17 protein-coding genes are annotated in these 14161 nt (G+C 45.9%); 3 read left to right on the top strand and 14 right to left on the bottom strand.

Annotated elements, in window-relative coordinates; all coding sequences use genetic code 11:
- Window positions 1–46 precede the first annotated feature (46 nt).
- The 4 genes from QFZ51_RS08745 to QFZ51_RS08730 all read right to left on the bottom strand — a co-directional run bounded on the left by QFZ51_RS08745 (window position 47) and on the right by QFZ51_RS08730 (window position 3162).
- Window positions 47–1066: a retroviral-like aspartic protease family protein gene (locus QFZ51_RS08745; protein WP_429045127.1), complete on the bottom strand. Its 1020-nt coding sequence runs from the start codon at window positions 1064–1066 to the stop codon at window positions 47–49.
- A gap of 139 nt (window positions 1067–1205) precedes the next feature.
- Window positions 1206–1709: a DinB family protein gene (locus QFZ51_RS08740; RefSeq protein ID WP_429045125.1), complete on the bottom strand. Its 504-nt coding sequence runs from the start codon at window positions 1707–1709 to the stop codon at window positions 1206–1208.
- A 71-nt stretch (window positions 1710–1780) separates the two neighbouring features.
- Complete coding sequence (locus QFZ51_RS08735; RefSeq protein WP_429045123.1) at window positions 1781–2473, bottom strand: helix-turn-helix transcriptional regulator; 693 nt, start codon at window positions 2471–2473, stop codon at window positions 1781–1783.
- Between the two features lie 29 nt (window positions 2474–2502).
- Window positions 2503–3162, bottom strand: a complete 660-nt coding sequence (locus QFZ51_RS08730; RefSeq protein WP_429045121.1) for a suppressor of fused domain protein — start codon at window positions 3160–3162, stop codon at window positions 2503–2505.
- Between the two features lie 159 nt (window positions 3163–3321).
- Between QFZ51_RS08730 and QFZ51_RS08725 the strand changes: the two genes are divergently transcribed.
- The gene (locus QFZ51_RS08725; RefSeq protein ID WP_429045120.1) at window positions 3322–4161 is read left to right on the top strand and encodes an alpha/beta fold hydrolase; all 840 of its coding nucleotides are present in this window, start codon (window positions 3322–3324) and stop codon (window positions 4159–4161) included.
- Window positions 4162–4177: 16 nt separating this feature from the next.
- Here the strand turns inward: QFZ51_RS08725 and QFZ51_RS08720 are convergent, their stop codons facing one another.
- Complete coding sequence (locus QFZ51_RS08720) at window positions 4178–4786, bottom strand: TetR/AcrR family transcriptional regulator (RefSeq protein ID WP_429045119.1); 609 nt, start codon at window positions 4784–4786, stop codon at window positions 4178–4180.
- A gap of 67 nt (window positions 4787–4853) precedes the next feature.
- Here QFZ51_RS08720 and QFZ51_RS08715 point away from each other — a divergent pair, with 67 nt between their 5' ends.
- A complete protein-coding gene (locus QFZ51_RS08715) occupies window positions 4854–5048 on the top strand; it encodes a hypothetical protein (RefSeq protein ID WP_429045118.1) in 195 nt (64 codons plus the stop codon).
- Window position 5049: 1 nt separating this feature from the next.
- A complete protein-coding gene (locus tag QFZ51_RS08710) occupies window positions 5050–5427 on the top strand; it encodes a hypothetical protein (RefSeq protein ID WP_429045116.1) in 378 nt (125 codons plus the stop codon).
- A 3-nt stretch (window positions 5428–5430) separates the two neighbouring features.
- Here QFZ51_RS08710 and QFZ51_RS08705 read toward each other — a convergent pair whose 3' ends face one another.
- The 9 genes from QFZ51_RS08705 to QFZ51_RS08665 all read right to left on the bottom strand — a co-directional run bounded on the left by QFZ51_RS08705 (window position 5431) and on the right by QFZ51_RS08665 (window position 14160).
- On the bottom strand, window positions 5431–5928 hold the full coding sequence (locus tag QFZ51_RS08705) for a DUF1772 domain-containing protein (protein WP_429045114.1): 498 nt from the start codon (window positions 5926–5928) through the stop codon (window positions 5431–5433).
- A gap of 82 nt (window positions 5929–6010) precedes the next feature.
- Window positions 6011–6757: a hypothetical protein gene (locus QFZ51_RS08700; RefSeq protein ID WP_429045113.1), complete on the bottom strand. Its 747-nt coding sequence runs from the start codon at window positions 6755–6757 to the stop codon at window positions 6011–6013.
- Window positions 6758–6765: 8 nt separating this feature from the next.
- Window positions 6766–7371 carry a hypothetical protein gene (locus QFZ51_RS08695; RefSeq protein WP_429045111.1) on the bottom strand — a complete coding sequence of 202 codons (606 nt, stop codon included), beginning with the start codon at window positions 7369–7371 and terminating at the stop codon, window positions 6766–6768.
- A 175-nt stretch (window positions 7372–7546) separates the two neighbouring features.
- Window positions 7547–7978, bottom strand: coding sequence for an SRPBCC family protein (locus QFZ51_RS08690; protein WP_429045109.1), 432 nt, complete (start codon window positions 7976–7978; stop codon window positions 7547–7549).
- 122 nt (window positions 7979–8100) lie between these two features.
- Window positions 8101–9273: a sialidase family protein gene (locus QFZ51_RS08685; protein ID WP_429045107.1), complete on the bottom strand. Its 1173-nt coding sequence runs from the start codon at window positions 9271–9273 to the stop codon at window positions 8101–8103.
- Between the two features lie 2 nt (window positions 9274–9275).
- Complete coding sequence (locus tag QFZ51_RS08680; protein WP_429045105.1) at window positions 9276–10505, bottom strand: MFS transporter; 1230 nt, start codon at window positions 10503–10505, stop codon at window positions 9276–9278.
- A 10-nt stretch (window positions 10506–10515) separates the two neighbouring features.
- Window positions 10516–11652, bottom strand: coding sequence for a kelch repeat-containing protein (locus tag QFZ51_RS08675; protein WP_429045103.1), 1137 nt, complete (start codon window positions 11650–11652; stop codon window positions 10516–10518).
- Window positions 11649–12566 (bottom strand): dihydrodipicolinate synthase family protein, encoded by a 918-nt coding sequence (locus QFZ51_RS08670; protein WP_429045102.1) that lies wholly within the window; start codon window positions 12564–12566, stop codon window positions 11649–11651. The genes QFZ51_RS08675 and QFZ51_RS08670 overlap by 4 nt, the downstream gene beginning before the upstream one ends.
- 22 nt (window positions 12567–12588) lie before the next feature.
- Window positions 12589–14160 (bottom strand): RagB/SusD family nutrient uptake outer membrane protein, encoded by a 1572-nt coding sequence (locus QFZ51_RS08665; protein WP_429045100.1) that lies wholly within the window; start codon window positions 14158–14160, stop codon window positions 12589–12591.
- Window position 14161 lies beyond the last annotated feature (1 nt).

Genomic DNA, 14161 nt, shown 5'->3' with positions numbered 1-14161 from the left:
AGCATTCTTCCAAAAAATATAAATATGGAAGAACATGACCACAGCGTTATTTCTCTAAAATCAATTGATTACTTTGGTTATCAATAGACCAGCGCCGGAATTTGTTAAGAAAAGTTTTGCCGAGCAAAAAGGTATCTGTTTCTTTAGAGGCACCAATAACGAGGTTATTAACGGTGAATTTACCCACCTGAACATTGTTGATCCTGTATACATCACACAAAATCTCCTTCCCGCTGGCAAGGGTATATGTTTGCTGTCCCAGGAAATCATTGTCGGAAACCAGTTTTAATTGAAGCAATTTATTGATCATGGTATCTGACACCAGCATGTCAGTGGCGCCGCAATCCAGCATCCACACGTTTACGAGCGGTCCTATTTTTACTTTCAGCTTCGTCATGGCGCTTACGGTAATTACATCAATAGAATCGATTCTCCTGTTACTGGTTACATCCAAGCTATCGGTCGCCCTCCAGGAAGTGGTAGGGGATACTTTTTTATAGGGATACCCACCGCAACGATAGGCAATTTCATTAAATAACATGGAATTGGGATCGTTCATATCTTTAATGGTTTGCGCATTTATTTTCCGCTTTGTCATAATAGATACCGCACAATCACAATATGGATTTATCCTGCTTTCATCCAGTTTCTCCTTTTGATTCCCGCGAATATAGGCGGCCATAGAATCACGATAAGCTAAAATCTGAGCGGGTGAGAAAAAAAGATTGGTCTGGGAAATATCTTTGTAACATTGATCAATGCGAGCCTGAAGCAGGGTATCTTTTTCTATAAGTTTAGCCAGTGAAAAATTAGGATACAAGCGCTCATACTCCTTTATCTTTTTCATAGGAAAATACCCGTCGATCGCGTCTACCTGGCAATTACAGATCTGAACGGCCTCTTTATTTGAGGCATCCGCTTTCATCCCATTTATGCAACGCCAGAACAGCGTACTTTTCGACCAAACAATTTTCCCCTCCCGGGAGCGGACATATTGCTCACCATCCGTAAACTGGGCAGATACACTACCTGCGATAAAAAGTAATATTAAAGTAAGAAAACGCATAAACAGATGCTATCAGTGTGGAAGCAAGTTAATTAAAAGTGTTTAAAGCAAAGAGATTCGTACTCCCCGATGCCGGGAACAAGATAAAAAGCCCCTGCAAATTTTCATTGCAGGGGCTACACCGCTTTGGCAGGCGCTTCTATTGCTGCTCCTTTCTTACATTAAAGAAGAGATAGTCTGTCCCCGGGGCATCCGTTATCCCGATACTTCTGCCGATAGTAACTATCTGTCCCCTGTGATAGGTGCCATGATTAACAAAATGTTGTATATACTCATAGCGGGATTGGTTGGCTTCAAACCAGGGACTTACCACTTTTATTTTTTCCACTAAATCATTCCGGGAAAATGATTTTATCTGGTTTGCCAGCACTTGCGACCTGTTAATGAGTCCCTGAAAAACTTCGTCCGCGTTGAGGTCTTCTATGCCATAACGATTTATAAAGTCTGTTTGCTGGCAAATAATGGAATACCAATATTCCTCCATTCCCCAAATGTGATTCAAGGTTTTGAGGATGCTGGAAAAACTTGACGGCGACTCCTGGTTCAACTGTTCCGTTGTTTTATTGGACAACCAATCCACAAACTGTTGGTTTACCGACAAATTATAGCCGGCATAATTTGTAACTAAATTTTGCAAATCCATTTTTATTCATTTAATGTTTAAGCAAAATTATGTGGGGGTATTGACAGCCCTATGTCAAGGGTAGGAAGGGGTTAGTAATATTTATCAAAATATTCCTGCAAGGTCATTTTATGAGGGGTAAACTTTTCAGACAGGGTTTCCAGTCGTTTAATCCTGTCCAGGCGAAAATACCGGAACTCTTTGCGTAAGCGGCACCACGCTACCAATAACCAGTTCTCCTTTGTGTTTAATAATGCAAAAGGCTCAATCAACCTGCTGGTCACTTTGTTGGCTTCATTGGCATATTCAATTCTTGTTACATAAAAATTGGTAAGGGCAAACTGCAGATCAGATAAGTTATTACTGTTCCTTTCCCTGTTGAGGTTCTGGTCAAACTGTGTCCGTTCTGCCAGGAGATTGGCTTTATCTTTTACATTATGTCTTAATACCGCTTTTATTTTTTCGATGGCTGCTGAATAATCTTTAATGAAAGAAGCATCCTTGTTTTTCAGGACTAACTGTTCTGCAAGAATCAAGGCGTTGGCCTGGTTCTCCGTAAACATAACGGGCGGAATCCGGTACCCTTCCATCAGGGAATAACCTCTTCCTTCTTCTGTCAGGATTGGAACGCCTGCCTGTTCCAGTGCTTTAATATCCCGGTAAATGGTTCTGTTGCTCACCGAAAATTTACCGGCTAATTCTGCTGCCGTCAAAAGCCGCTTTGTTTGCAACTGGGTTAAGATGGCAGTGAGTCGCGACAACCGCTTTGTATCATTATCAATCATTATCGAAATTTCCCGGCATTGAATTTTGTTTATGATTTCCTGTTCAGATCTGTTATCAGTAGAGGGTTATCTTTTTTCAGTTCACTGATCAGCGTAGCCACTTCGGTAGTAGTAGGATTCCGCATCAGTCTTTCCAGTTCAGCATTTGTTATGCCCACCAGTTGCAGGAAAGACACTTCGCCGTGTGGCGTTTCTATTCTTCCCAGTTCGGGGTCGAGCGCCAGCACAAAAGCGGTTATCTCTGTTTGGGTATCGAGCCGTATAGGGCCTTTAGCTGGTATAAAATGATTTTCTTCAAACCATTTTCCGCTATTAAATACATACCGCGCAAGGTTGTTCATTACATGAACGGCCCACAGCGGGTCATCCTTATCTTCCGCAAATGGTTTCAACCGGAAGGTAAATTCAAAGCCCCATTTGCTGAACTCACCACCAGCCTTGTCCTGGTCGTAGTACAGCTCCGACATGCCATAACTGATAATATGCCTGTGGTATTCATGTTTGCTGGAATCGTAAATGCTTGCGCCATCGATGGGGTCAGTACCTCCGGCCATAAAGTGTATGCCACAGAGCGGTCCGTAATGACGGGGCTCGGTTTTACCGTACACCGTTTCCAGGGCACTGTCTATTGAAAGCCATCCAACGGGATCATCTTCCCTGAATCTTTGTTTGTACTCTTCTGCTGTCATAAGAATAGTAGGTTAATGGCTCTAATATAAGCCAAGTTGTGAAAAAAGCCATGCCCGTATGTTGATTTTATTGTCGCAATTGCCCTGCAAATTGGCATTTTTGCACCCATCAGGATCGCGTGTTTTGATGTAGGTTTACCCTATCAAAATACATATCATATGCAACGCACATCCATTATTTTTATACTCTTATTAATCGTAACACATTTGCAGATAAATGCACAGCAAAAACAAACGGGCCACTATGCAGCGGTGAATGGCTTAAAGATGTATTATGAGATCCATGGCAGCGGGGCGCCGCTGGTACTGCTTCATGGCGGAGGTTCTACCATTAAGTCTAACTATGGTGCCATCCTTCCGGAGCTGGCAAAAACACACCAGGTAATTGCCATAGAACTGCAGGCGCATGGTCATACGGCCGACATCGACCGGCCGCTGAGCTTTGAGCAGGATGCGGATGATGTGGCCGCTCTTCTGGGGCAACTGCACATTGCCAAGGCTAGCTTTATGGGTTTCAGTAATGGAGGCACCACTGCGCTGCAAATTGCCATACGGCATCCGGAGCTGGTAAATAAACTGGTACTGGCCTCTGCCCTTTTCAGGCGCGATGGTACACCTCCCGGTTTCTTTGATGGCTTTAAAAACACTACTCTGGACAATATGCCTCCGCAGCTAAAAGAAGCGTACCTGGAAGCTAACCCTGATCCCAAAGGACTTGAAGCGATGTTTCACCGGGATGTGGCAAGGATGGAAAATTTTAAAGATATCAGCACTGAAGATATAAAAAGTATCCAGGCGCCGGCACTGGTGATAAATGGTTACGCAGAGCCTATACTGCCGGAACATGCGCTATTATTAGCACGCACTTTGCCCCATGCGCAACTGGCGATTCTACCGGGCGGTCATGGCGACTATATCGGAGAAATTTGCGCACCCGATAAGCAAAGTAAAATACCGCTGCTGGTTACCACCATGATTACAGCATTTCTTAAAGAATAACAGGGCGGAGAAAGAGTTACTCCGCCATACGTGCCTGCGCTGACGGTGTGAGGTAAGGATAAAACATGGCGGAGAAAATTTTACTATAATGTTTTATCGCCTGGCTTCCCCTCAGCTTCCCGGTTAATTCATTATTCGACAACCAAAAATCTCCCATAATAAATATCTGCGTTACCAACGACTCCCAGATACTTTCCGGAAAATCGGTCCGGAAAATCCCTGCTGCTTTCAACTGGCCGAAAATAATAAAGAATTCTTTTTCCCGGCGTCGTGTGAGCGCATAATAGTCTTTCCTGATGGCAGGCACGCGCAGGCTTATCTCCACGAAATGTAAAAATATAAAACGGTATTTATAGGCCAGCTCCAGCGAACGGACAGAAAAATCCTGGAGCGTATCCAGTGTAACGGGATTAATTAATTCCAGTTCCGAAACCAGGGCATCAAAACCGGCGGCCAACTGCTCATAAAGCGTCTTTACGATTTCATCTGTTTGCCTGAAATGATAATGCAGATTCCCCGGGCTGATGCCCATTTTTGCCGCAATATGCCTGCTGGTAATTGTGTTTACACCCTGGCTGTTGTAAAGTTCCAGCGCCGTTTTGAGAATATTTGTCCGCGTATCCATAATCAAATTTAGAACAATTGATCTAAAAATAATAATATTTAGTACATTTGTTCTAAATACCGATAATATGAATAATGAACCGGATGATCTGCAGGAGGAAGACAAGCCTTTACTGCAAAGATTAAGGAACAGCATTCTTCCTGTTAAATCAACAGATGCCACACCCGTAAAATTGTTGAAAGACAGTGCGTTTTACCTGTTTGCCGTAATGGCGTTACTTGTTACACTGCTGCTCGGAGGCGCTATTATGTTTGTATTGTAAAATGAAACGCTTACTTGATCCGTTATTCCTAAGTTACTGCGGACTATGGAGTATCATGCACCTCTTCCGGTATATGGGGCATCCGGTTCCGCTGCTCAACGGACACCTCACCGATTTCATGGCGATACCTGCTATAGCGCATCTTGCGCTTGCTTTTACGCGTAGCTACATTGTCCGCGACGAAAGTTACAGCTATCCAATTTCTTACCTGCTGTTTATCGCACTATATATGTCGGTTGTTTTTGAATGGGTAATGCCACAGTTTTCTGCTGCCTACACCGGAGATATGTGGGACGTGATAATGTACTTTGGAGGAGGACTATTTTCTTATTATGTACATGAAAAACGGATTACATTAAAGGGAAAGATGCTTTCCTGATACTCATCTCAAACCAATACACCCCGCCACCATCAATGCCACCGTACCTACAGCCGCCACCGTCCGCACCATATTCAACCGGTTCCATCGTTCCTCGAACGCTGCCCGCTGCTCCGCCAGCTGCCCCGCAGAAGTAGCGGTAAGATCCGCTTTGTCCAACGCATTATTGAGCGGAACATTGCCGGCCATCGTCACACCCAAAACGCCAATAAAATAAACGAATGTAGCTCCTAATACACACCAGCTTCCAGGCGACACTGAATAACTGAAATATGCCCAGGTGCAAACAGGCAATAAAGCAAGGGAGCCTAAAAAAGAAGCAAAAAATACCGGATTGAGGATAGCCCGGTTGATAGATTGCATGGCCGACAAATAACCGATATCAGATAACCGGCCAAGCCCCGGGTTAACAGAACAGGAATAGGCGTAGAAAAGGCCTCCCATCAATGCAGTGGAAACAGCCGTAATTCCCAATAAAATCTGCAGGAAAGTAAGTCCCATGAATGAAAAGTTTAAATGACGTGGACAATATATATATCTTACATGAAAATATAACATCCCCCTCATATAAACTATAACTGATTTACCAGCTGAGCTCCGTCAAACTCACTGTACCACTCATGTTTAGGTTCTTTATTAAATTGGGGCTACAATACAATGATCTGAGAGACTGTAATCCACGGATTTTCAGGGTCGACAAAAACATATTGTCATCGAGGTCCACCTTCTCCAGTTTTTTCAAAGATGTAAGATCAATGGAAGAAATATTATTATTGTTCAGATTCAGTTTTTTCACCCCTGATCCTTCCGCCACGAATTCTACCAGGTTATTATACTGCAATTCTACATTTTCCAGGTTCGGCAGGTGACTGAAATTCACTTTAAATAAAGCGTTCCGGTACATCTTCAGGTCGTTCAGCTTATTAAGCCCGGTGAGATCCAGCGCACGGATCTTATTATCATTGAGGTACATGGTTTCCAGGTTGGTGAGGCCCTTCACGCGTGCATACTCCATGTTGTTATTAGCGCCGTAAATGCTTCTCAGGCTGGCCATTCCTTCCAGGTCCAGTGTTTTGATCTGGTTATCATAAAAACCAAATTCCTTGAGGTTGGTAAAACTTTTAATACCGGTAAGATTGGCAATACCAGCGCCATTTACATACAGCCGGGTCACCTTCTGGGCTTCTGTTGCCTGTATCTCCCCGTCGTTGTTGGTATCAAAGCCCTGGTTGATCAGCGCCGCTTTGAAATTGGCATCCGGAATTTTGACGGTTTGTGCCTGTATTTGCAATGCCATCAAAAGAACAGCAAATAAGAATATCTTTTTCATGGCTCTGTTTAGTTACTGATAACGGTATTCACTACTTCTCCCTCTTTATTTACTTCTACAAATCCGGCTACTTCATCTTCTGCTTGATAATAATAAGAATAGGCATTATAAATAGGTTCAGACCTGACTTCATTGCCGCTGTATACGTTGTAAAAGGTACGGGTACCGGTGCGGAGGATAAGATTCTTCTTCCGCTCATACTCAATCCAGGTAACGAGATAATACTTCCCCGGTTTGAGTTCTGTAAATTCAAAGTTACCCTGGTCATCCAGGTAGCGGCCTTCTATGCGGTAAGTGAAGGCGTCGTTAGTCATGGAAGCTTGTTTCTTTCCTTTGTTGTACTTCTTCTTCAGCTCAAGAAACTCAGTAAAATAAGGGGTTACCGGAAACAGGATGATATTATGGCCTTTTGTGGCAAAATTAACTTTGCCTTTCTTTTTCAGAAAAGCATTACCCCGGATGGTAGCAGTGCCGGGCTCCAGTAACTTGTTGGTAGCCGCCTCATCGAAGGAAGCAGCAGGGAGAATATATTCCACTCCTTTTTGCGCAGATGCCGTGATGGAAGCCGATGCAAAGTATAACATACAACCGATCAGCAGTGATTTCCGGTTCATAACAAGTTCTGTTTTTAATATTCCAGCACATGATAACCATGGGGGAAATTATACCCCAAAAGACGGAATACCATGGCAATTCAGCAATACCTGCAAACAGTCATTTAAATCTACCTGGATACAGGTATAAAAAAACCGCATGGATCCATGCGGTTATATAGCTTTCCGGAGATGACTAAGCCAGTGTTTCTGTATATTTTTTGAAATTATCCAGGATAGCCTGCCAGCCGCCCTGTTGCATTTCAACGCTATGGGTGTCTTCTGCGTCAAAGGTTTCTGTAACAGCGGTGGTGTCGCCGGCAGTGGAGAAGGTCACCCGTACTGTTCTGCCATCACCCATGGTGTAGGTAATGAGTTCGTGTTCCGTCACTTCGTCGTACACGCCACCGAAATCAAAACCAAAACTGCCGTCTTTAGCTTCCATCCGGGTTTCGAACTTACCACCCGGGCGCAGGTCATTTACAGACTTTGGAGAGTGCCAGTCCTCTGAAGCAGTATTCCACTTAACAATATGTTCAGGTGCATTCCACAACTCCCATACTTTTGCAACAGGTGCATTAATGGTTGCGCTTACCGTGATCTTCGTTGTGTTATTAGCTGTTTGCATGTTTTTAAGATTTAAATGTTAACCGTTATTGTTAATGCAAACATAGCATGAGTATTTTATTCCCGGCATGGCTGAATACGACAAAATAGTGTCGTATTTGCGACAGCCGCCGCAATACCGGTTTACTTCCAGTTTACCACCGTAAATACAATGGAAGAATAGTGGTCCTTTTCATACAGCACACCTATTTTCTTCCTGCCCAGCTGCACAATGTCAGAGTATGCCGCGTAGCCATATCCGGCTTTTTTTAAGCCATCCCCTTTATAGATGATATAGCTTTTCTTCCAGGTGCGCCCGTCGTCGAAACTGATGCGGAGTGTGAGGTTATCCCTTTCCAGTGAATCGGCAGCATTGCAAAAGGCGAGTATATTTTTGCCTTTAGAAGTACCTATGTCCAGGATGCTGCCCTGGCATACGGCGTCTACCAGCTGATGGTCAAAATAAGTGGTATCCCAGGTAGCGCCGCCATCACTGCTGACAGACACGATCCGCTCCTTCACATCCTTTGCCTGGTTACGGCTGTTCATCATCAGCTTATCGCCGGAGAGTTGAGCAGCCATCGATTCATTGCTACCGGGCAAATTAATACTGTTGCCTAAATGAAATGTTTTACCATGATCATCGGTGTAGTACCCATGTGCCACATAATGCCGGGCGCCGGGCAATGCTTTACCAGCAGTGTGATTGGCAGCAATAAAAATTCTTCCTTTAAATTTCCCCTCAGAAAACTGCATAACATGGCCAGGCGTATTGGCGTAATAGCGCCAGTCTTCCGCAAAATTAAACGCCGGGTCAATATCAGGTTGCTTAGGACGATGCACCTGCAACGTAATATCCACCGGCGCCGCCCACGTGCGACCGCCATCCGCAGAGGTGATATAATAGCAATGCTTTATTCCTTTGCCTTTAATAATATCTCCCTCCTTATGTGTACCCGTGTTGTAAAAAAGAAAGACCCTGCCCTGCGGATAGGCCGGATCGGTAAGATCAACCACCGGCGCGGGATTGGAGAGTTGCAGGTTATCGGCGCCTGCCACCACCTGCATGGGCGACCAGGTTTTGCCTTTATCCTTACTGCGTTTCATCACCATATCAATATCCCCGAAATCGTCCATCCCGTTTACACGGCCTTCTGCAAAAGCCAGCAAATCGCCATCGGGCAATGCAATAATTGCAGGGATGCGGAATGTTTTATAACCATCTGTTCCGGAAATAAAAACGGGTATTTCTTTTTGTTGTGCATACGTAGTGCCGAGGCACATCAGCAGCAGCACAGTCATTATCTTTTTAATCATCATTATTTATTTATCAGGTCAATATCATTGGTTTTCGGACGCAAAAAACATAGTTGAATAATAATCGCCACCAGTACGATTCCCGCCAGCATGGCAAAGCTTTGCCCGAGGTTGCCCGCATCCGTGGAGCGTCCCAGCAGATCGGTGATAAAAGCGCCGGCAAATACGCCGGACATATTCAGTAGCCCATAGGCAGTAGCCCGGTACCCCGATGGCACAAACTGGCAGAGGATAGGCATGTTATTGCCATCAAACATACCAAAGCCCACACCAAACAGCACGGCCGCTCCCATTATGTGCGCCAGGCTGTGTCCCAGCCCTATCAGCAGCAATGCAGGGATGGTCAGCGATAAGCCGATGGCGCTGGTGTAAATTCTTCCCTTGTTATTTTGCTGTACCCACTTGTCAGATAATATGCCTCCGAAAATTACCCCGAGGAAAGAAGAAGCCGCGATAGTAATGGTAGATAAAGGGCCTGCGGCCGACATATCTATCTGTAAACTTTCAGAAAATAAAGTCGGCAGCCAGTTTTTGATCCCCCAGCCAGGTAGACTCGGAATGGCAAAATAAAACAGGAGTATCCAGAAAGAAATATTTGTCATCAGTAATCCAAACCCTTTCAGAAAAGGCGGCCGCTCCTTTAGCGTATCCGGCGGGCCTTTCACGGCTTCCCTCAAACATACGATCAACACCAGGGAATATACAATACCAATGATGCCAAACGTATGAAAGGTAGCATGCCACGAGAACCTGGCGGCAATAGTAGCGCCAAAACCGCCAAGCGCCTGTCCCATGTAAAGCCCGGTCATATGAATGCCCACAGCCAGCGACCGGGTGGCAGAGGAATGGAAATCTGCTATGAGCGACAGTCCGGCCGGTATATACAACGCCTCGCTAACGCCCATCACCGCGCGTAACCAATACAGCTGCTGAAAAGTAGTAGCATAGCCCATGGCAAATGTTACCCCCGACCACACAAACAGGCTGCCCACAATCAGCCATTTCCGGTTAAGCCTGTCCGCAATAATACCCGACAACGGGCTCATAAATCCATAGATCCATAGGAAGATGGCCATCAGGTAGCCAAAATTCGTGGCCGATTGCAAAGCCGCAATATCCGCCTGCATGGCGGGTTTCATGGTCGACAACATCTGCCTGTCCATGTAATTCAGCAATGCTACTACCCATAGCAATCCTACTACTACCCAGCGATAACTTCCTTTATTGGACATGATACTCAGATCAGTTGAAAAATAATTTACCCGAAATTATCACCGGCGTGCGCACTCCCGCTTTTATTTCCCCGGAAGGAATCATGATCACCCCGTTCCACAGCAATGCGGTGGTGGTAACAGGTCCTTCCATCGTTAAAGCGTTTGTTGCTTTCCATTGGCCGGTGGTGGTGTTATATAGTAATACTTCTTTTGTGAATCCCGGATGTGTATTCAGCAACGCCTTCTTTTCATTTGTCAGCGCTTCTTTCCTGATGGCATCAGTAGCCGCACTGATGGCGGCATTCAGCGCTTCCATCTTACTGAATACGGCTCCTTTGTCGCCGCTGAAATACAGGATTTCATGATCCCCCACGGCGAGCCCCGTGCCTGCGGATACAGGGTAAGGCAGCGGATTTTTCCGGGTCCATGCTTTTGTATGCAGATCATAGCGGTAAGTGGTATTAAAAATATCGCTGATGCCGTTACTGTTTTTCCGTCTGCCTCCGACCAGGTACACGCCGCCATCCTGTACCGCCATTACAGCATGGGAAACGGCCACCGGTATATCTGCCAGCGTTTGCCAGGCAGTGCCCGGCGTGGATACATCCAGCGAAAAGAATTTAGCGGAGGGACCGTTCACCGATTCGCCACCGGCTATATACAGCGTATGCTGATAACAGGCGCCCGATAAATTGGTGAGCGCTACCGGTAATGATGGCAGCGATGTGAAAGTAATTTCACCGGCAGTGTTACATGTTAGCAACGTTACTTTATCCGTGGGACCGTGATCATTTTCACCACCTGCGTAAATAAGGCCTTCCGGCATGCTCACATTGGCGCTATACGCCAGCGGTTGCGGCAATGTTTGCCGGCTTACCACACCCGGCAGCACATTCCCTTTTCCATCTTGCCGGAAAATATAAATGTCCTGTTTATAATTCTTTATACCGCCGTTCCACGGCATGGCCGCCGGGAAATTGGCGCCGCCGGCCACGATCATTATATCATTACTAATGCCTGCTACCGGCCCGGCTACGCCGGGTTGCACCGGTTGCCCGGCAGCAGGCGGAAGTACTGCCGCCACAGACCATTGCACATTTCTCACTTGGGCGTTGATATTGTTCACCGTTGTCATCATAAATATCGAATAAAGCAGGTATTTCATGAATGCTGTACTTTCTGAAAAAATGAAATGGCTTCCAGCTCTTTATACAATTTATCGTATTGCGCGGGAGTAAACGTGGTTAAAGGCAGCCGGCATGGCCCCAGGTCCCAGCCCAGCATTTTCATAATCGCCTTCTGCGCCGGTATAGGCGGGTATTTTGCAAAGATCCTGATCGCCTCTACCATGAATAAATGCTGTTGCTGCGCGGCTTTTATATCGCCTTTTTCAAAATACGCTTTTGTTTGCAGATACAGCGGTGCGGCAAAGGTATACGTGCTGCCGATAGCACCTTTCGCGCCCACAGCCAATGCAGGCAGCAACAATTCATCGAATCCGAACAGCACATCGAAGCGACTGTTCTGGTAATTAAAACAGGATTGATATTCCTGGATGGTGGAAGAGGTGTATTTGATCCCTGCCAGGTTGGGGATCCTGTTGCCGGCTATTTCCAGGAACTCCATCATATCCATGCCTACACCGGTGAGCGTAGGAATATGATAATAATAAAAAGGCAGTGCAGGCGCGGCAGCGGCAATATCCGCCATGGCATCGGCGAGCACTTGTACCGAAGTAGGTTTAAAATAAAATGCGGCCACCGAGGAAAAGGCGTCTGCTCCTATGGAGGCCGCATGGGCGGCCAGCTTCCGCGATTCGGCGATGCTGCTGTGACCAACGTGCACAATGATCAGCAACCGCTTAGCGGTTGCTTTTACAAATGCTTCTGCTACCTGCATTCTTTCTTCGGTGGTCATGTTAGGACCTTCGCCATTACTGCCGCAAACAAATATTCCTTTTAAGCCGTCTTTTACCAGCTTATCGGTTAAAGCGGGTACCAGCTCCAGGTTCAGGGAGCCATCCCCGTGAAAGGGAGTAAATGCGGCTGCGATCAGTCCTTCAATATGTTCATGCTTCATGAAATGATACTTTTATATTGGGTTATTCGGGTTTCGAAGTAGCGTAACCAGGCGTTTGGTTAACGAGCAAATCGGTGGTCCATACGTTGGCATCGATCGGCCATAATATTTTATATGCCTGTGTGGCTTTATTCAGCACGCCAAAAGGATGGCCTGCATTGATAAATACCAGCGGTTCATTGCCGTATTTCATTCTGCGCAAATCGTACCAGCGTTTGCCTTCATGTACAAACTCTTTACTGCGTTCTGCGAAGATGGCAAGTTCATTGGCATCTTTAGACGAATTTACGAAAGGAGCCGGATCAATACCAGGGCCGCCGAAGGCACGGTCGCGCACGGCTTTGATATAAGGCGACGGATCGCCCCCTTCTGCATTCACTATTTCTGCCAGCATCAGCAGCCGGTCGGCCTCGCGGTAAACGGGCCAATCGTCGGAGAAATATCTCTTTTGTGTTACGGCATCAAAAGCGCCGAGGAATTTACGTAATACGGTGTTCCGCACTTTCACCACGGGGGTTCCACTGGTTTTATCTACTTTATAAAAATCGTAGAAGGTGGCCGCTTTGCGCTGGTCCAGGTTATCATAAGCCTGGAATAATTTAAAGCTGTAACGGTAACGTTGAATGATCTGTTTTGAATTTACCTGTCCGATGTTCAGCGGATCCGTGAGCTTTGGCCCCGAGGCGAGTGAATCTGCGTACCAGTCCTGCGCCATACCGGGCAGGTCGTAAGTAAACAATGATACGCTGGACATTTCAGCTTCGTTTACCATGAAAGAAATCGCAAAAATGATTTCGCTATTTTTTTTGTTGGCATAAGCAAATACGTCGCTGAACTTTGGCAACAAACTGGTACCTGTTACAGCATTGAGCGCAGATTTTGCGGTGGCCAGATCCGCCGTGTTACCATACACCCTGGCTGACCATAAATATATTTCGCCTTTCAGCATTAATGCCGCCGCCGGCGACCATTGTCCTTTGGATTTTGCCGCTGCCATACCAAAATTAGTGACCGCCTTATCCACATCCGACTTCACCGACGCCAGCACTGCTGCTTCCGTAGCCCGTGGCATGCGCAGTAATACGGGATCTGTTACACCGTTAGCCACATCAGGAGTTAACCGCAGCGGCACACCGCCATAAGTACGTAACAGGTGAAAATAGTAATAGGCTCGCATGGCATATGCCTGGCCAAGCAGGTATTTCTTTTTATCATCTCCCAAAAAACTGGCAGCTTCCACTTTTTGTATAAAGAGATTTATTTGTAAGATGGGTCCGTAGAATCCGGCCCAGTTGTTCACACCGGAAACGTTTTCTTCCAACCGTTGCTCAATAAGGGGACTTTCCTGCAACGATAATGAAAAAGCTTCTTCCGTGGTAAAGCCACCACCGCGCATTTCCCCCAACCGGAAGAATTGGAACTGGTCGTTGCGAAACTCATTATGCAAGCCTGTCATAAAGCTGGTAATCTGTGCTTCATTCTTCCAGAAGTTAACATCTCCGAAAGAATCTTCCGGCGACAACTGCAATGTTTTTTTACAGGAGCTGGCAGCGGTTACTATCAGTGCCAGCAGGAAAATATATGTTGTTTTCATG

Origin of the sequence: Chitinophaga sp. W3I9, assembly GCF_050434025.1 — a bacterium.
GTDB lineage: Bacteria > Bacteroidota > Bacteroidia > Chitinophagales > Chitinophagaceae > Chitinophaga.
Note: the sequence above shows the minus strand (reverse complement) of the source record. Positions and strands in the feature narration are given on the sequence as shown.

Bases quoted from the DNA above. Each gene is read 5' to 3' on its own strand.
- QFZ51_RS08745 (WP_429045127.1), bottom strand. From the start codon at position 1,066: ATGCGTTTTCTTACTTTAATATTACTTTTTATCGCAGGTAGTGTATCT.
- QFZ51_RS08740 (WP_429045125.1), bottom strand. From the start codon at position 1,709: ATGGATTTGCAAAATTTAGTTACAAATTATGCCGGCTATAATTTGTCG.
- QFZ51_RS08735 (WP_429045123.1), bottom strand. From the start codon at position 2,473: ATGATTGATAATGATACAAAGCGGTTGTCGCGACTCACTGCCATCTTA.
- QFZ51_RS08730 (WP_429045121.1), bottom strand. From the start codon at position 3,162: ATGACAGCAGAAGAGTACAAACAAAGATTCAGGGAAGATGATCCCGTT.
- QFZ51_RS08725 (WP_429045120.1), top strand. From the start codon at position 3,322: ATGCAACGCACATCCATTATTTTTATACTCTTATTAATCGTAACACAT.
- QFZ51_RS08720 (WP_429045119.1), bottom strand. From the start codon at position 4,786: ATGGATACGCGGACAAATATTCTCAAAACGGCGCTGGAACTTTACAAC.
- QFZ51_RS08715 (WP_429045118.1), top strand. From the start codon at position 4,854: ATGAATAATGAACCGGATGATCTGCAGGAGGAAGACAAGCCTTTACTG.
- QFZ51_RS08710 (WP_429045116.1), top strand. From the start codon at position 5,050: ATGAAACGCTTACTTGATCCGTTATTCCTAAGTTACTGCGGACTATGG.
- QFZ51_RS08705 (WP_429045114.1), bottom strand. From the start codon at position 5,928: ATGGGACTTACTTTCCTGCAGATTTTATTGGGAATTACGGCTGTTTCC.
- QFZ51_RS08700 (WP_429045113.1), bottom strand. From the start codon at position 6,757: ATGAAAAAGATATTCTTATTTGCTGTTCTTTTGATGGCATTGCAAATA.
- QFZ51_RS08695 (WP_429045111.1), bottom strand. From the start codon at position 7,371: ATGAACCGGAAATCACTGCTGATCGGTTGTATGTTATACTTTGCATCG.
- QFZ51_RS08690 (WP_429045109.1), bottom strand. From the start codon at position 7,978: ATGCAAACAGCTAATAACACAACGAAGATCACGGTAAGCGCAACCATT.
- QFZ51_RS08685 (WP_429045107.1), bottom strand. From the start codon at position 9,273: ATGATTAAAAAGATAATGACTGTGCTGCTGCTGATGTGCCTCGGCACT.
- QFZ51_RS08680 (WP_429045105.1), bottom strand. From the start codon at position 10,505: ATGTCCAATAAAGGAAGTTATCGCTGGGTAGTAGTAGGATTGCTATGG.
- QFZ51_RS08675 (WP_429045103.1), bottom strand. From the start codon at position 11,652: ATGAAATACCTGCTTTATTCGATATTTATGATGACAACGGTGAACAAT.
- QFZ51_RS08670 (WP_429045102.1), bottom strand. From the start codon at position 12,566: ATGAAGCATGAACATATTGAAGGACTGATCGCAGCCGCATTTACTCCC.
- QFZ51_RS08665 (WP_429045100.1), bottom strand. From the start codon at position 14,160: ATGAAAACAACATATATTTTCCTGCTGGCACTGATAGTAACCGCTGCC.